The 17126-nt window shown below is 62.6% G+C and carries 11 protein-coding genes; 2 read left to right on the plus strand and 9 right to left on the minus strand.

The features are described 5' to 3' along the window. Positions 1-32: 32 nt before the first annotated feature. A complete protein-coding gene (gene accD, locus AX760_RS08745; RefSeq protein WP_071832498.1) occupies positions 33-950 on the plus strand; it encodes an acetyl-CoA carboxylase, carboxyltransferase subunit beta in 918 nt (305 codons plus the stop codon). A gap of 142 nt (positions 951-1092) precedes the next feature. Then, complete coding sequence (locus AX760_RS08750) at positions 1093-2436, plus strand: bifunctional folylpolyglutamate synthase/dihydrofolate synthase (protein WP_071832533.1); 1344 nt, start codon at positions 1093-1095, stop codon at positions 2434-2436. A gap of 52 nt (positions 2437-2488) precedes the next feature. Here AX760_RS08750 and trxA read toward each other — a convergent pair whose 3' ends face one another. The 9 genes from trxA to AX760_RS08795 all read right to left on the minus strand — a co-directional run bounded on the left by trxA (position 2489) and on the right by AX760_RS08795 (position 17057). Next, positions 2489-2812 (minus strand): thioredoxin, encoded by a 324-nt coding sequence (gene trxA / locus AX760_RS08755; protein ID WP_071832499.1) that lies wholly within the window; start codon positions 2810-2812, stop codon positions 2489-2491. 88 nt (positions 2813-2900) lie between these two features. After that, positions 2901-6470, minus strand: coding sequence for a double-strand break repair helicase AddA (addA, locus tag AX760_RS08760; RefSeq protein ID WP_071832500.1), 3570 nt, complete (start codon positions 6468-6470; stop codon positions 2901-2903). Further along, positions 6460-9651 (minus strand): double-strand break repair protein AddB, encoded by a 3192-nt coding sequence (gene addB, locus AX760_RS08765; protein WP_071832501.1) that lies wholly within the window; start codon positions 9649-9651, stop codon positions 6460-6462. The genes addA and addB overlap by 11 nt, the downstream gene beginning before the upstream one ends. Further along, on the minus strand, positions 9651-10385 hold the full coding sequence (locus AX760_RS08770; protein WP_071832502.1) for a nucleotidyltransferase family protein: 735 nt from the start codon (positions 10383-10385) through the stop codon (positions 9651-9653). Before AX760_RS08770 ends, addB begins: the two co-directional genes overlap by 1 nt. Positions 10386-10394: 9 nt before the next feature. Then, positions 10395-11903 carry a tRNA (adenosine(37)-N6)-threonylcarbamoyltransferase complex ATPase subunit type 1 TsaE gene (tsaE, locus tag AX760_RS08775; protein ID WP_071832503.1) on the minus strand — a complete coding sequence of 503 codons (1509 nt, stop codon included), beginning with the start codon at positions 11901-11903 and terminating at the stop codon, positions 10395-10397. Further along, the gene (locus AX760_RS08780) at positions 11903-14392 is read right to left on the minus strand and encodes a sensor histidine kinase (RefSeq protein WP_071832504.1); all 2490 of its coding nucleotides are present in this window, start codon (positions 14390-14392) and stop codon (positions 11903-11905) included. Before AX760_RS08780 ends, tsaE begins: the two co-directional genes overlap by 1 nt. A 399-nt stretch (positions 14393-14791) precedes the next feature. Then, entirely contained in the window at positions 14792-16192 is a 1401-nt protein-coding gene (gene ahcY / locus AX760_RS08785) for an adenosylhomocysteinase (protein ID WP_071832505.1), read from the minus strand. Positions 16193-16366: 174 nt separating this feature from the next. After that, complete coding sequence (locus AX760_RS08790) at positions 16367-16639, minus strand: HPr family phosphocarrier protein (protein WP_071832506.1); 273 nt, start codon at positions 16637-16639, stop codon at positions 16367-16369. Positions 16640-16655: 16 nt separating this feature from the next. After that, the gene (locus AX760_RS08795) at positions 16656-17057 is read right to left on the minus strand and encodes a PTS sugar transporter subunit IIA (protein WP_071832507.1); all 402 of its coding nucleotides are present in this window, start codon (positions 17055-17057) and stop codon (positions 16656-16658) included. Positions 17058-17126: the final 69 nt, after the last annotated feature.

Below are 17126 nucleotides of genomic sequence, written 5' to 3' on the forward strand. Positions count from 1 at the left end.
AGGACCGGATGTGAATATTCAGGAGTTTCGCTTTGAACTGGATCACAAACTACGTTCGCCCGAAGATCAACTCGATGCTGGGTCGTCGGGAAGTCGCGGAGAATCTGTGGATCAAATGCCCGGAAACCGGCGAGATGGTGTTTCACCGCGATCTCGAGGAAAACAAGTGGGTCATTCCCGCTTCCGGCTTTCATATGAAGATGCCGGCCAAGGCGCGCTTGAAAGACCTGTTCGATGACGGTGTCTACGAGGCCTTTCCGCAGCCGAAGGTGGCGCAGGATCCGCTGAAATTCCGTGATTCGAAGAAATACACTGACCGGCTGCGCGACAGCCGCATCAAGACCGAGCTTGAAGACACCATCGTTGCCGGCCTTGGCCGCTGCCGGGGCGTCAAGCTTGTCGGCGTTGTCCACGAATTCAACTTCATGGGCGGCTCACTCGGCATTGCCGCCGGCGAAGCCATCATCAAGGCTTTCGAACGGGCGATCGCGGAAAAATGCCCGCTGGTCATCTTCCCGGCATCGGGCGGCGCCCGCATGCAGGAGGGCATCCTGTCGCTGATGCAGCTGCCGCGCACCACCGTTGCCGTGCAGATGCTGAAGGAAGCGGGGCTTCCCTATATCGTCGTCCTGACCAATCCGACCACGGGTGGCGTCACCGCCTCCTATGCAATGCTGGGTGATCTGCATCTGGCAGAGCCGGGTGCGGAAATCTGCTTTGCCGGCAAACGCGTCATCGAACAGACGATCCGTGAAAAGCTGCCGGAGGGCTTCCAGACCTCGGAATACCTGCTCGAGCATGGCATGGTCGACATGGTCATCAAACGGCACGATATTCCGGACACGCTGGCCAGCGTCCTGAAAATCCTGATGAAAAAGCCGGCTGATGCAGTCAAAACCAACGGTGCGGCAGCGCCTGTCGTCGCCCTCCCGATCGCGGCCAGCGCCTGATTTCAGGCTGTTTCCGGGCACGGCAGACCACCATCGCCGCCTTTGCGCCTGTCTGCGCAGGGGCGGTTTTACGTTGAAGCTGTTCGGTGATCCCGCGTTCGCAGGCAAGCGGTCGTATCACCGGGATTTCCGGGGAAAGACGATGACGGCAGTAAAGGCCAGCGAAGCGGCGCAGGAAATTGAAAAGCTCCTCGGGCTTCACCCGAAAGGATTCGATCTTTCGCTCGACCGGATCACCCGGCTGCTCGGAGTGCTCGGCAATCCGCAGGAACGCCTGCCGCCGGTCATCCATATCGCCGGCACCAATGGCAAGGGCTCGGTCACCGCTTTTTCACGGGCCATTCTCGAGGCGTCCGGTCTCAGCGTGCATGTCCACACCTCGCCGCATCTGGTCAACTGGCATGAACGCTACCGGCTGGGCGTCAAGGGCGGCCGCGGGCAGTTGGTCGGCGATGCGGTGTTTGCCGATGCTGTCAGGCGCGTTGCGGCTGCCAATGATGGCCAGAAGATCACGGTTTTCGAAATCCTCACCGCTGTCACCTTCCTGCTGTTTTCCGAGCATCCCGCCGATGTGGCGATCATCGAGGTCGGCCTGGGTGGTCGCTTTGATGCCACCAATGTCATTGCCAGGCCCGCGGTCTCGGTGATCATGCCGATCTCGCTCGATCATCAGGCCTATCTCGGCGACCGCGTCGAGTTGATTGCCGCCGAAAAGGCCGGAATCATGAAACGCGGCTGCGCGGTGGTCATTGGTCATCAGGAAGAGGAGGCCGCCCGCGAGGTGCTGGTCTCCACCGCCGATCGCCTCGGCTGCCCCTATACGGTCTACGGTCAGGATTTCATGGCCCATGAGGAATTCGGCCGCCTGATCTACCAGGACGAATTCAGCCTCTCGGATCTGCCTCTGCCCAGGCTTACAGGCCGGCATCAATATGCCAATGCTGCTGCCGCCATCCGTGCGGTCAAGGCGGCCGGCTTCGACGTGTCCGATCACGCCATCGAGCAGGGTCTGCAATCGGTGGAGTGGCCGGGACGCCTGCAGCGGTTGACGCTGGGCAAGCTCGCCGCCATTGCGCCCGTCGGTGCGGAAATCTGGGTGGATGGCGGACACAATCCGGGTGCCGGACAGGTGATTGCCGAAACCATGGCGAATTTCGAGGAGCGCGATCCACGGCCGCTGTTCCTGATCATCGGCATGATCAACACCAAGGATCCAATCGGTTATTTCAACGCCTTCAAGGGGCTTGCGGAACAGGTCTTCACCGTGCCGATCCGCGCCTCCGATGCCGGTCTTGACCCGGTCGCACTGGCGGATGATGCTGCCTCCGCCGGATTCGAGGCTGGTGCCGTATCCGGGGTTGCCGAAGCGCTGGCGGCAATTTCGCAGATGTTTGAAAACGATCCGGTTGCGCCGCGCATCCTGATCGGCGGCTCGCTCTATCTGGTCGGGGATGTGCTCGCAGACAACGGCACGCCGCCGAAATAGACCGCACAAAAAAGCCCGGCGAACCGGGCTTTTTTCATTTCACACCAGCCGATCAGGCGGCTGCGTTGGAAATCCAAGATGTCAGCGCCGTCTTCGGTGCCGCACCGACCTTGATGTCCGCCACTTCGCCGGCCTTGAAAAGCGCCAGCGTCGGGATCGAGCGCACGCCGTACTGGGCAGCGATCTCGGGGTTCTCGTCGATGTTGACCTTGACGACCTTGACCTTGCCGGCCATCTCGTTGGAGATTTCTTCGAGGCTCGGTCCGATCATCTTGCACGGGCCGCACCATTCGGCCCAGAAGTCCACGACCACCGGTTCGGCGGAATTCAGGACTTCCGCCTGAAAATTGGATGTATCGACTTTTACGGTAGCCATGGGGCTCTCCTTGGTTTCGAAGTCTGCGTTCGGGGAACGGTTGCCACAGATGTGAGGCGCCGGCCGCGGGTTTTCAATACGGGGTATCTCACTTTGTCGCGAGCTCTTCAAGGTTCCTGTCGAGCATCGCCTCCGGCAAGGCGATAACATGCGGCCCTTCCGTGTAGATCAGCACGCACCGGAAGCGATGCTGCGGATAGAGTGGCTGCAGCAGAGCCCGGTAGATCGCAAGCTGGGCCTTGTAGGTGAAGGGCACGGCTTCAGCCGTTTCCGGAACGTCCCTGTTGGTCTTGAAATCGGCGATCACCACCGTGTCTCCGGTCACCGCCAGCCTGTCGATCCGTCCCGAGACGGCATAGTCCCGCCGTCCCAGCCTCAATGTCCCCATCAAGGCTACTTCGGCACGGGCGTTTTCATCAAAGAGATCGTCGAGATCAGGATGATCGAGGACCCGGAAGACCGATGTCAGCAGCGATTGCCGCTCTGCCTGCGCCCACCCCGGAACCGAGCGCTGCAGATAACGCTCCGCCGCCGCCAGCCGGTCCACCGGCGCGATGGAGGGCAGCATCTGCAGGAAGCGGTGCAGGATGGCGCCGCGCAGGAGCGAGGCGTGGGGGGCTGCCTTGGGTGAAAACAGTGCCGATCCGACGATCAGATCGGCAGCGTCCTCCTCGATGATGACGCCGGCCCCGGACGGGCTGAGCGGACGCGGCAGGTGCCGCTGCGGCGGCAGTGGCAGGGATAGCGCCGCGGGCAATGGCTTGCGGTCCGGCTTCGGGGCGCCTGCGTCGCTGGACTTGGTCTGTGCCACCGGCGGTCCATTGGCTACGCGCCAGGCATAACCTGACCATTCCAGGTCCGCAGCCGTGAAGCGCTGCGGTGTGCAGCGTCCCTTGGCGTCGGCCGAAAGGCTGGCGGTGATCATCGCATGCCATGTATCCGGGTTCTGCCGTTTCCCACGATAGCCGCAGACAACCAGGCGATCAGCCGCACGGGTCATGCCGACATAGAGAAGCCGGCGATATTCCTCTTCGGCTGCTGTTTTCAGCCGGTCCGTATCTGCGTCCATGACCGAATTCGACGCGGCGCCCGGGGGGCGCCAGATCGGAAGCCGGATCGGCAAGGGTGCCGTGTCATCCGCTTCCAGCAGCCGCAGGCCGGAGACATGCTGTGCATTGAAGGCCTTGCCGCCGCCATCGACGAGAAACACCACAGGTGCCTCCAGCCCCTTGGCGGCATGCACGGTCATGATCCGGACCTCGTTGCGCTCCTTGTCCTGCTCGCGCTTGACGGTCGGCGCCTCCATTTCGAGGCCGGAGATGAAGGCTTGCAGGCCGGGCAGGCCATTTTTTTCGTGGTCGAGGGCAAAGGTCAGGAATTCGTCGAGAATGTCGCTCACTTCGGTGCCCAGTCGACCGAGGAACGCCGCCCGCCCGCCGGCGGGGCCGAGAATGCGGGCGTAGAAATCATGGACGGGAAGCTGGCGGGCAAGCCGCGCATAGGTTTTGAGCAACTGCCCGGTGCCGTGCCAGGGGCTTTCCGGGTCTGCTCCGGCATGCTGCAAGGCCATCCACAGGCCCTCTGCCGGCGCGCGCCGGGCGGCAAGGTCGAAAAGTGCCTCTTCGCTGTGGTTGAACAGCGGACTTTTCAACAAAGCTGCCAGCGAAAGATCATCCTGCGGCAGGAGCACGAAGCGGCCAAGCGCCATCAGGTCCTGAATGGCGATATGGCTGGTCAGCACAAGCCGGTCGGCACCGGCCACCGGAATATTGTCGCGTCTCTTCAGCGCCCGCGTCAGGGCATTGACGAAGGCATCCCGCTTGCGCACGAGGACGATGACATCGCCCGGCTGCATCGGCCGCGCCACGCCCTTTTCGATCACGGTCTCCTGGCCGATCCAGGTGCCGAGAACGGCGGCGATGCGCTGCGCCAGGATATTGACCGGCGCGGTTTCCGGCGTTGCATCAAAGGCCGCCGTCCACTCGTCCTCCTGCAACGTCTCGGCGGGTGCGATCTCATCCCAGACCTCGACGATGCCGGGATGGCCGATCCGGTTCGATGCGTGCACCACCGCATCGCTGCGGGCGCTTAAGCCCCGCGAATGGGCGGGGTTTTCAAAGACCGTGTCGACGGCCGACAGGACATCCTCCGTTGAGCGAAACGACAATTGCAGCCGGATGGCGCTGAACAGACGCTCGCCGGCCCGCACCCGCCGTTCGGTCGCAATGCTCTCGTTCGAAAACCGCTCGGGCCGTGCGCCCTGAAAGGAATAGATCGACTGCTTCTCGTCACCGACGGCAAACATCGTGCGGTTTCCGGCCCGGGCGGTTTCGCCGGAGAAGAATTCCGAGGCCAGCGACTGGATGATCGTCCACTGCACCGGGCTGGTATCCTGCGCCTCGTCGACGAGAATGTGGTCGATGCCCTGGTCGAGCTTGTAGTGGATCCAGGGGCTGACATCGCCGCGCGACAGAAGCGTCGCCGTGCGGTTGATCAGATCGTCGAAGTCCAGCTGGCTGCGGCTCTTCTTGATGTCCTCGTAGTCCCGGTTCAGCCGGTCGGCCAGAACCAGCGCCGCCAAGGTCGCCTCGACCATGCGCAGCAGGTTGAGCCGGTCGGTCCGCGAAACGACATGGTCGCGGGCGCGTGTGATCATCTCTTCGAGATCCGGCGCGGCCTTCAGCATGGCTTTCGAGACAAACGCCGAATCGGCGCGCGGCTTGCCGGCCTGCGTGAAGAACAGATCCCGCAGACCGGTGAAACGTTCCAATGGCTCTCTCATCCGGCCGATCGCCTTCAGGCCTTCGGCAAATTCGAACACTTTGCTGCCGCCGGCATTGAGCGCAATGCCGATATAGCGTTCCAGCGCTGCGCCGTTCAGGCCGTCAAGCGGCCAGACGGAGGCCAGGATGCCGTCGGCCGTCTCGTTCGAATCAAGCCCCAGCGCAGCCCGTAAGGCAACGTCGGCGCCGCCTCTGGATTCGGCGTGATCGAGAAAACCCTGGATGGCGGTCCGCTGGGCGACGATCGCCGACAGGAGCTTTTCCAACCCGGTATCGTCGGCCAGTTCAAGCACGGTGGCAAAGGCTTCTGTGAGTTCGATGTCGTCTTCGCTGGCCGTTGCCGTCAAAAGCGCGCGTCGCGCATCGGCCAGCAGCGTCGCCGAGGCCCGGTCGTCAAGAACCGAAAAATGCCCGGCGACATTGGCTTCCAGCGGAAACTGGTGCAGAAGCGCCTCGCAAAAGGCGTGAATGGTCTGGATCTTCAGCCCGCCCGGTGTCTCGAGCGCGCGGGCAAACAGCCGCCGCGCCTCCTGCAGCTTGAAGAGCGAGGGGCGCTCACCCTCGATCTGCCGGATTCGTTCCTCCAGCGCGGCATCGTCGAGCGTCACCCACTCCGCCAGCCGTTCAAAGACACGGTTCGACATTTCGGAGGCCGCAGCCTTGGTATAGGTCAGGCAGAGGATCGCCGAGGGCCGGCAGCCGGCCAGCAGCAGCCGGATAACCCGTTGCGTCAGCACATGCGTCTTGCCCGAGCCGGCATTGGCAGACACCCAGGCGGAGCGGGCCGGGTCGGAAGCCAGCGCCTGTTTTTGAGAGGTCCAGTCCAGCCAGGTCTGCGGCGAAGGCTCGGCCGGGCCGAAATCATCATCCCTCATCGGTTTCGTCCTCGCTGTCGGCGGTGGTCCATTCGGCAACGCGGGCGAGGTGATCATAGTCGCCGCCATAGTCCCGCTCCTTCTGGACAATCAGGCGGGAGGCAAACCCATGCCGCTTGCTCATCAAGGCGGCCAGCAGGCCTGTCAGCTCCTTCAGGGATTCGCCGGCCAGTTGCTCGGCCGATTTGGTCTGCACATTGGCGCGGGGCTTGGCATGTTCGTTGTTTACCTCTTCCGACGCAAACCGTTCGCCGGGTTTGAGGCGCACATAAAGCAGCGATTGCGGATGCCGTTTGCCGACAGCGCTGAAAGCGCCGGCCTTGACGGCCGCAGCCTCGAGCGCCAGCTGCGGATCAAGCAGTGCCCGCGCTTCCTTCAGCGACGGGTTGGAGCCGGTCTTGTAGTCGACGAGCACGACCGAGCCGTCACCGAGTATATCGATGCGGTCGGCAATACCGGTCAGGCGAATGCCGGCGACGCCCAGATCCATGGCGGCCGGCACTTCGGTGTAGGATTGGCGGATGTCCGGTTTGCGGCCGGCCTCCCATTGGATGAAGGCCTTGCCGACGGCGGCAAAGCGCGGACGCCAGACGACATCGATATGTGCCGGCAGAAGCTCGGCGTCGAAGACTTCGTTCAGAATCCGGCTCATCTCCTCCACGGCTTGGGGGGAGGCGGGATCAAAGCCGGAGCGAATGAAACGGTCGACGATGCGGTGATAGAGCGTGCCCCGTTCCGAAGCGCCGGGATCGCGGTTGAACGGATCGATCGGCTGCAGGCGCAGGATACGCCGCGCATAGATCGCATAGGGATCGCGGCGAAGCCGGCTCACTTCGCTGAAGGAATATTTGCGCGGCTGGAATTCTGCATCGGGTTTCGGCTGCGGTCGTTCCGCAAGAGGCTGGAAACCGTCCTGGTCGAGCATGCCCGCCCAGGTCGCATAATCCCGGCCATTGGCGCGAAGCTGGCCGCCCAGACCCTTGCCGCCAATAGCGAGCAGCCTCTGGAGCCAGCGCGAGGCAACCGTCGGCGTCGCCCCCTTGCGCATGGCGCGCGTGAAGATCAGCTTGCGGGTGCCGCAGGCCATTTGCAGGTCGTGCGCCAGCTGGCCGATGCGCCGTTCCGGCGGCTCCAGCCCGATGGCGGTTTTCATGGTGCGCGACAGGAAGGGGTCGTTGGCCGTCTGCCCCGGCCATGTGCCCTCGTTCATGCCGCCGAGCACCACGAGATCGACGCTCTGCAGGCGCGATTCGAGCGCGCCGAAAATGAACACACGCGGATGTCGCATCGAACGCGGCTTGATCGCCTCGCTCGATGAAAGCGCCTCCATGATGTCGCTCCATTGCGGGCCGTCGGCAGTCATCTGCCCATCGGTCTCGAGGATGGTGCGCAACAGCGTCGCCAGCGCATCGCCGGCCTCGCCGGACCAGAGCCCGGCAAGGCTGCCGTTCTCGTCCATTGCGACCGCTTCCAGGGCTTGCCCGGTCTTCGTCGCCCATTCGGCCAGGGTCAGCGAAACGGTGAGGCCGCGCCCGCTGGGGTGCCGGCGCACCAGCGTCCCGGCAAGCGGTTCGACGGCGGCTGCGATCCGCACGGCAAGGTCGCGGCTGGCGGAAATCGCGGCCTCCTCCAGCCCGGCGCGCCATTCTGGGCAGTGGCGGTTGTCCGCCTCGCGCGCCAGAGCCTGGTCGAGAAAGCTCTCGAGGTCGGAGATATCAACGCTGGCGGTGCCGCCGCGCAGCGCCAGCAGTTCCAGACCGTCGGCTGCCCCGCGGACTTCGTCCGACGGCAGGCCGAAACGGGCAAGCGGATGTTTGAGCAGGGCGGTCACGGCGACGGGGTCACCCGGCCGCAGCGTCGCCTCGAGCAAAAGGCGCATCAGGCTGCCGGCCGGTGTCGCGGACAAGGGCGTACCGGCCGAATCATCCGCCTCGATGCCGAACCGCGTCAGTTCTGCTGCAACCCGGCGGGCGAGATCACGATCGGGCGTGATCAGCGCCACCTGGCTGTTGTCGTCGTCCTGCAGGGCAAGTCTCAGCGCAATCGCGATGGCGGTTGCTTCCTCGCGTTCATTGGCCGTCTCGATCAGCGCGACATCGCGGAAGGCGGCATCGCTGCGTGCCGGATCGATATCGGCGCGCAGATCCGGCCAGCCGCTGGTCGCCTGGACCGGCAGCAGGGCATGGGAGAGAAGCGTCGCCCGATAGGCAAGGTCGGGGTCTGCCACGGCAAGCGACGGGATGTCGCTGCGCGCGATCCCCATATGCTTGAGCAGGCGCAAAAATCCGTATTGCGGGTGGCTGCGGCTGGCCGGGCTCGGTTTTCCCGCCAGCGTCTCGCCATCCGAAGCAATCATCGCCCAGTCCGCATCGCTCATCGCCTCGTCGAGGCCGGGAAGCACGATGGTGCCGTTGTCGAGCTTCTGGACGGCGGCGATCAGGTCGGCCGTTGCCGGAATCGAGCCGGTCGAGCCGGCAATGATGATCGGCCCCGTGACCTTGCCGGTCGCGATACGCTGGACCTCGGCCTGCAGGATGGCGTTGCGGTGCCGCGCCGGCGAGGATTGTTTGAGTTCTTCCAGCCGCGCCGGCCAGTAGGTCCGGGCAATTTTCAGGAATTCCAGTGTCAGGGTCCACCACAGCGCGTGGTCCGCAGCCTCGATCGTATCGAGCGCTGCCCAGTCCAGCTCCTCGGTCTCCATCGCATCGATCAGATCTGCGAGGTTTTTCGCCAGCCAGATGGCGTCGGCGGGGCTGGCCGGCGCGATCAGCGGGCTTTCGGCATGGATGTCGAGCACGATCTTCGGCAGCTGGTTGCGCCAGGCCAGTACCAGCCGGCCCAGCTCGATCAGGCGGGACGTGCCCGGCAAGGGCGGGCTGAGATCGAGGATAGCAGGGATTTCGGCATCGAAGAAGCCGCTGTCGTCATCGGTTTCTCCCAGCGCCCGGATCATCGGCAGGATCGCCGAGCGGCCACCGAGATAATCGACCAGTTCCGAACGCAGCACACGGGCCGAGCGCCGCGTCGGCACGAAGATGGTCACACCGGCCAGCGACAGGGGATCGGCCGGATCATAGCGAAAACCGGGAACGAGTTCGCCCTTGCAAAGGGCTGCAACCAGCGTCTTCAGGAAAGCAAGTCCGGCCGGGATCGTGAAGACATTGCCTGCAGCCTGCGCCATCAGCCGGCCTTCGCCAGCAGCCGGGCAATCACGGCCTCGGCGTCGCCGATCGCTTCCGGCGTTCCGACGGTCAGCCAGTGTCCCTCGAGCACGAGGCCGTAGAGCCGTCCCTTTTCGATCGCCCGGTCGAAATAGATGTTGAGGTTGAAGGCATTATTGGGCGCATCGTCCAGAAGCATTGTATGCATTGCAATCGCGCCGGCATAGACCACGGGGTTCGCCATGCCCTCGGCAAACCGGGTCAGGCGGCCGTCGTCCGCCAGCGAAAAATCCAGCTTGCCGTTGTGGCCCGTCGTATCCTCCAGCCGGACGCAGAGCAGCGCCATGTCCATGATGTCTGGGTCGAAGACGTCTGCCAGCCTTTCCAGATTGCTCGGTTGACCCGGTGTTTCACCGATCCAGAACAGGTCGGCATTCATCACCAGAACAGGCCCGTCCGGCAGAAGCGCCAGCCCCCGCGCAAGGCCGCCGCCGGAATTCATCAGCCCGTCGCGCTCATCCGAGATGAGAATCCTCGGGCTGGCCCGCTCTGCCAGATGCGCCTCCATCCGGTCGGCAAAATGATGGACGTTGACGACCGCTGTCTCGACACCGGCATCGGCCAAAAGGTCGAGCACGGTGTTGATCATCGGAACGCCGGCCACGGGCACCAGCGGCTTCGGCATCGTGTCGGTAATCGGGCGCAGGCGGGTGCCGAGCCCTGCGGCCAGCACCATGGCATTCGTGATCGGCATATCTGGTCATCAATCCGCTGATTCGGTGGAAAGGATTCCAGCCTTTATGCACCAATCGCGCAAGGGCGCGAGGACAGGATGTTGGAGCGCGACCTCGAGATAGGCAAATGTGCGCGGCATATGTTTCATGTAGCCGGGTTTGCCGTCCCGCTGCATCAACCGCACCCAGATGCCGACCAGCTTGCAGTTGCGTTGCGCCGACATCAGGTGCCAGTCGCGCCGGAACGCGTCTTCATCGAAAGGCCCCTGCGCTCGGCGCGCTGCCGTGTATGCGTCGAGCATAAGCATTGAGAGTTCAGGTGCGATGGTGACCCGTGCATCCTGCGTCAGCGAGGCGACATCATAGGCGGTCGGGCCGATCATCGCGTCCTGGAAATCGATGATACCGATCCGCTCCAGCCCGTCGCGATCCGCGCGCCAGATGATGTTCGGCGAATGATAGTCGCGCAGCAGCAGGTTTTTTTCCGAAGAGGCCATCCGATCGATCAGGCCGTCCCAGATCGCTGCATAGTCTTTTCGCTCCGCCTCCGATGCCGGTGCATTGCGTTTCCAGGGCAGAAACCAGTCGATCAGCAATTGCGTCTCGATCTTCATCGCCGTGCGATCAAAGTCCGCAATGCAATGGATAATGCCCGGCGCGACCGGAATGTCCCGTTCCGGCGGGGTCGCGTGCAGCTGCGCCAGCAGACGCACGCTTTCGAGATAGCGCTCCGTGATCGGCTGGCCCGCAGCATCGAGCACGCCATCGTGGCCGAGGTTCTCGATCAGCAATATGCCGGCATCGAGATCGGCGGCATGGATCTCCGGTGCACAAAGCCCTTGGCGCCGGAGCGCGTCTGCGATGGCGACAAAGGGAACCACATCTTCGGCGATGTGGGCGAGCTGCTGGTAATATTTCCCGTCCTGCAGGATCGGGCCGGGACTGTGCCGGGCGGCGTCCATCAGGATCGTCGTCGGGCCGTCTGGCGTTTCGATCCGCTCATAGGCGCGGGCCGAAGCATCGCCGCTCAGATGCCGGCGTTTGGCTCCAGCATAGCCATTGCGGTCGAGAAATTCGCGGATGGCCAGGCTGCGGGCAATGCGCTCCAGCGCCGGCGGATTGCCCGAAAGCGTGACGTCGCGCCCCTCGCCGACATGCGAAAAATCCAGGGTCAGGCGATCCCGGGGAAGACCCGACAAGGCCTTTTCCGGCCATTCGACCAGACAGATGCCGTCCGACAGCGCCTCGTCGAAACCAAGCTCGTCGAGTTCGGAGACATCGCCGAGACGATAGAGGTCGAAATGCGCCACCGGAATGCGCAGGTCGTAGGCCTGCACCAGCGTGAAGGTCGGGCTCGGCACATCCAGCGTCTCGTCATCGGCCATGGCGCGCAGCAGCGCGCGGGCCAGGGTCGATTTGCCGGCGCCAAGATCACCGGACAGCGCCAGGCAATCGCCCGCCTTCAATGCCAGCGCCAGATCCTCGCCGAATGCGATGGTGGCCGCCTCATCCTTCAGGAAAAGCGTGATCGGCTGCATTATTCCGCCGCTTCGGCTTTTTGCAGGTCGCCGGACGGAATGCGGCAGGTGACCTCAGTGCCTTCGCCCTCATGGCTGCGGATCGAAACCGTGCCGTGGTGAAGGCTGACGAAGCTTTCGACGATGGACAGGCCGAGGCCTGCGCCACCGTGCTGCCCATGGCTTTCGAAGCGGTTGAACACCGTGTCGAGAATATCCTGCGGGATGCCCGGGCCGTTGTCGGAGACGCTGAAGACGAAGTCATTGCCGTCGCGACGGCATCGCAGGTTGATGGTGCTGCCATCGGGCGCAAAATTCGCGGCATTGGTCAGGAGCTTGATCAGGATCTGCTTCATCCGCTGGTGATCGGCAACGAAAAGCCCCAGCGTGTCGGGCGCATCGATGCGCAGGGTCACCGCGCTTTCCTGCAGCCGGTCGGCCATCTGCAACGAGACTTCATCGAGGAAGTCCGTGAGGTTGATTTCGGAGAGATCGAGCTCGACGATGCCGGCATCGACGGTGGCAAGATCGAGAATATCGTTGACGATGGTCAGCAGCAGCGAGGACGATGTCGAGATATGGTCGACATATTCCGCCTGTCTTTCGTTGAGCGCGCCAAACGTCGGCGTCTTCAAAAGGTCGGCAAAACCGATGATATTGGTGAGCGGCGAGCGCAATTCGTAGGATACGTGCTGGACGAAGTCGTTCTTCAGCGAATCGGCAAGCCTGAGGGCTTCGTTCTTCTCGGTCAGGGCGCGCTCGACGCGGGCGCTGTCGGTGATGTTGACGAAGGTCACCATGGTCTGTGCGTTCGGCAGCGGAATGACGGCGAAATCGAGTATCAGGCCTGTGCGCAGTTCCAGCACGCCCTGGCAAGATGGCCGCTCATCGTCAAAGCTGGTGATGATGTGCGCAAACCGCTTCCAGCCGTCCGGCTGGTCGTAGGACGAGATGCAGGCCTGTTCGATGGCGCGGATATGCGTGCCCGGTTTGGCATCTGCCTCGCTGACGCCCCAGAGCGCCCGGAAGGCGGGATTGGAGAGCTTGATGCGACCATCGGGCCCAAAGACAGCAACGCCTTCCGACAGATGATCGATGGTTTCGCCTTGAACCTGGACCAGCGTATTGTAGCGTGTTTCGAGATCGACTTTCTCGGTCAGGTTCTCGAAAACCCAGGTGGCGCCGCCCTGCGGCCGTGCCGTGGCAAACACGCGCAGCGTCTGGCCGTTGGGCAGGTGCCAGAGATCGGTCTGCGTTTCGATGGCCTGGTAGACGGAAAGCGCCTGGTCCTTCCATTGTTTCCAATTCAGCTGTTCAGGCAGCTTGCCGCCGGCTCGCAACCGGTCGAGGATTTCGCCATTGCCGGGCTTGCGCTCGAGAAAGCCCATGTCGAGATCCCAGAGCGTCTGGAAAGCCTGGTTGTAGAATTGCAGGCGCTGGCTGCCGTCAAACGTGGCGACGGGCGTGGCCAGATGGTCGAGCGTTTCCGAATGGCTCTTCAGGGTACGCTTCAGTTCCTCGCGCACCGCCTCGGCCTCGGAAACATCGACGGCGATGCCGGCCGAACCGGAGGAACTCTTGGCGTCGACGACATCGAAGAAGGTCCGGTTTCCACGAACGACGGTCGAGACCTTGTCGCGGTAGGGCGTGTCATAGGTGCTCACCGAGCGGATCTTTTCCCGCGCCACGGTGGCCAGCAATTCGCGACCTTCGCGGATGGCGACTGCGGGCGCCGCCGCCTCGACCGATTCCGCATAGGCGTGGTTGACCCAGAGCAGATTGCCGTCCGGACCCCGTTGCCAGACCGGCAGGTCGATGGAATCGAGCATGGTCTGGACACAGGAGAGCGAGGCATGCAGGCGGTCGCGTTCGAGCTTCAGATCGGCGAGTTCGGCGCGCAGATTGTTGAGTGCCACGAACCGCACGAAGGCACGGCCGCCGGACACCCGTCCCTGTGCTTCGAGCACCTCGTTGCGGTTCGTTTCGAGCACGAGGTCGAAACTCTGGGCGTTCGAGCGCAATAGCTCGATGGCTTTTTCGAGTTCGGATGCGGATGTCGATTTGATCCAGCGGCCGAAGGCGAGGAAATCGCGATCATCCTGCGGCGCGCCTGTTTCGGCCGGCAGCAGGCCAAGGAATTCCGGCTTGTCGGACAGACCGTCCCAGACGACGATGCGGCGGTTCTTGTCGGCGATCAGGGCCTGGAAACGTGAAATCCGCTGATTGGCGTCGGCCAGCGCAGCATTCAGGTCGCGGTTTTCGGTCTCGATATTGCCCCGCTGGCGGATAAGCCAGATGGCCGAGATCATCGCAGCCGAAATCACGCCGATCAGGACGGAAAAGGTGATGACTTCCGAAGAATGAAAGATTGTGCCTGTGGTCAGCAGGTTTTCGACGGATGCGCTGGCGGGGCTTGCCAATGCCGCCAGGGCAGATCCGGCCGTGAGCCTGCGCATCAGCCGGCGGATTTTTCCACCCGCGCTTGTGCGCCTTGAAGAACCTGTTTTCATGGCGTGCTTTTCCCCGTTTGCACAACACGTGATGCCAGAGCCGAATCGGCAACAGCAATCACACGCGTATTCAACACCTTGGAGCGTGCCCCGACCTTTCGGTGAAGCGCGATCGTCAAGGTTTCTGGTCCGGTTGCAAATCGCCACGCAGGATACATCGATGTCCGCCACTGGCAGGCTCGTTCAGTCCGATCGCATGTCCGGCATGTCTTTGTCTGTTTGCCGCAGAACGACAAGACAGCCCGATCCGCAATGCTGGAGGTCCGCATCTCCATCACGAATCAATGCCTGAAAACATACTTCTTCGGGGAATCTCCGGGAAGGGCGATGCTCAAAAAAGAAACCGCGCCCCTTGTCAAGGACGCGGCTTCTATATGTTGTGGATTATCCGGGTAAGGATTAGTAGCGGTAGTGTTCCGACTTGAACGGGCCCTGCGTTTTCACGCCGATATAACCGGCCTGTTCCTCGGACAGCTCAGTCAGCTTAACGCCGAGCTTGGCAAGATGCAGGCGCGCGACCTTCTCGTCGAGGTGCTTCGGCAGGACGTAGACTTCCTTGCCGTACTGTTCGCCCTTGGTGAACAGCTCGATCTGCGCCAGAACCTGGTTGGAGAACGAGGCGGACATCACGAAGGACGGGTGGCCGGTGGCGTTGCCGAGGTTGAGCAGGCGCCCTTCCGAGAGCAGGATCATGCGATTGCCCTTCGGGAACTCGATCATGTCGACCTGCGGCTTGATGTTCGTCCACTTGAGGTTGCGCAGCGATGCGACCTGGATCTCGTTGTCGAAGTGGCCGATATTACCAACGATCGCCATGTCCTTCATTGCCCGCATGTGGTCCATGCGGATGACGTCCTTGTTGCCGGTCGTCGTGATGAAGATGTCGGCAGACGCCACGACGTCTTCCAGCTGGACGACTTCGAAACCGTCCATGGCGGCCTGCAGGGCGCAGATTGGGTCGACTTCCGTGACCTTGACGCGCGCGCCGGCGCCCGAAAGCGAGGCAGCCGAACCCTTGCCGACGTCGCCATAGCCGCAGACGACGGCAACCTTGCCGGCCATCATCACGTCGGTGCCGCGGCGGATGCCGTCGACCAGCGATTCCTTGCAGCCATACTTGTTGTCGAACTTCGACTTGGTGACCGAATCATTGACGTTGATTGCCGGGAAGGGCAGGAGGCCCTTGGCCTGGAGCTGGTACAGGCGGTTAACGCCGGTCGTGGTTTCTTCGGTCACGCCCTTGATTGCATCGCGCTGCTTGGTGAACCAGCCCGGTGAGGCTGCCAGCCGCTTCTTGATCTGGGCCACGAGGATTTCTTCTTCCTCGGACTCAGGCTTCGACAGGACGTCTTCGCCGGCTTCGGCGCGGGCGCCGAGCAGGATGTACATGGTGGCGTCGCCGCCATCGTCGAGGATCATGTTGGAAACGCCGCCATCGGCCCACTGGAAGATCTTGTCGGTATAGGTCCAGTAGTCTTCAAGGGTTTCGCCCTTGACTGCATAGACCGGGATGCCGGTCGCGGCGATCGCGGCCGCAGCATGGTCCTGCGTCGAGAAGATGTTGCACGATGCCCAGCGGATATCGGCGCCGAGAACAGCGAGCGTCTCGATCAGCACGGCCGTCTGGATGGTCATGTGCAGCGAGCCGGTGATGCGTGCGCCCTTCAGCGGCTTCGAAGCCCCGAATTCCTCACGGCAGGCCATCAGGCCCGGCATTTCCGTTTCAGCAATGGTGATTTCCTTGCGGCCGAAGTCGGCGAGGCCGATATCGGCAACGATATAGTCATTGGTGGTGCTCATGGATGTCTCCTGACTGGTGGCATTCCGCCGGCCGGCCCCGGACAGATGAGGCGAAGGCATGGCGCAGAATCATGCTCTCCCGAAAAGCAATGGGAGTTTGGCATTGACCTATCAGGAAAAGGCGTCAGCAGCAATAGTCATATAAAGAGGTCTTTATATGTTTATATCTTTGCTTTACATTTCCTCACCAAATTTGTCGCCAACAAGCGCATCGAGCGCATCGAGCGCTTCCTGCGCCTGCGCGCCACCGGCGGTGACAAAGATGGTGGATCCGGTACTGGCGGCCAGCATCATAAGGCCCATGATCGACGTGCCGCCCACCGTCATGCCATCCTTGGACACGGTGATGTCGGCCTCATAGCCTTCGACCATCTGGACGAACTTGGCCGAGGCGCGGGCATGAAGCCCTCTTTTGTTGACGATCAGCAGTTCACGGGAGAGCGACATCGGGCAGGCATTCCGGTTATTTGCCGCTCAGAACGCGGCTGGCGACATTGATGTATTTGCGGCCGGCTTCCGAAGCCTCGACCAGGGCCCGGTCCATATCGCTTTCGCCGCGCACGCCGGCCAGCTTGATCAGCATTGGCAGGTTGACGCCGGCAATCACTTCGGTCACGCCGCTCTGCATGACGGAAATCGCCAGGTTCGAGGGCGTGCCTCCGAACATGTCGGTCAGGATGATCACGCCTTTGCCGGAATCGGCCGCTGTGACGGCATCGATTATGTCCTGGCGCCGCTGGTCCATGTCGTCTTCCGGGCCGATACAGACGGTTTCGATTGCCTTTTGCGGACCGACAACATGCTCGAGTGCATGACGAAACTCTTCAGCCAGCTTGCCGTGTGTGACAAGCACAAGTCCGATCATGATGTCTATGCTCCAACTGCATCTGCAACGCTTCGATGGTCAGATATCGCAATGCAGCAATTTCGTCCA

The sequence above is a fragment of the Pararhizobium antarcticum genome, from assembly GCF_001885585.1.
Lineage (GTDB): Bacteria > Pseudomonadota > Alphaproteobacteria > Rhizobiales > Rhizobiaceae > Pararhizobium > Pararhizobium antarcticum.

Coding starts and splice junctions, on each gene's coding strand:
- AX760_RS08780 (WP_071832504.1), bottom strand. CDS start 14,392: ATGAAAACAGGTTCTTCAAGGCGCACAAGCGCGGGTGGAAAAATCCGC.
- addA (WP_071832500.1), bottom strand. CDS start 6,470: ATGAGGGATGATGATTTCGGCCCGGCCGAGCCTTCGCCGCAGACCTGG.
- tsaE (WP_071832503.1), bottom strand. CDS start 11,903: ATGCAGCCGATCACGCTTTTCCTGAAGGATGAGGCGGCCACCATCGCA.
- trxA (WP_071832499.1), bottom strand. CDS start 2,812: ATGGCTACCGTAAAAGTCGATACATCCAATTTTCAGGCGGAAGTCCTG.
- addB (WP_071832501.1), bottom strand. CDS start 9,651: ATGGCGCAGGCTGCAGGCAATGTCTTCACGATCCCGGCCGGACTTGCT.
- AX760_RS08770 (WP_071832502.1), bottom strand. CDS start 10,385: ATGCCGATCACGAATGCCATGGTGCTGGCCGCAGGGCTCGGCACCCGC.
- AX760_RS08795 (WP_071832507.1), bottom strand. CDS start 17,057: ATGATCGGACTTGTGCTTGTCACACACGGCAAGCTGGCTGAAGAGTTT.
- AX760_RS08790 (WP_071832506.1), bottom strand. CDS start 16,639: ATGTCGCTCTCCCGTGAACTGCTGATCGTCAACAAAAGAGGGCTTCAT.
- ahcY (WP_071832505.1), bottom strand. CDS start 16,192: ATGAGCACCACCAATGACTATATCGTTGCCGATATCGGCCTCGCCGAC.
- AX760_RS08750 (WP_071832533.1), top strand. CDS start 1,093: ATGACGGCAGTAAAGGCCAGCGAAGCGGCGCAGGAAATTGAAAAGCTC.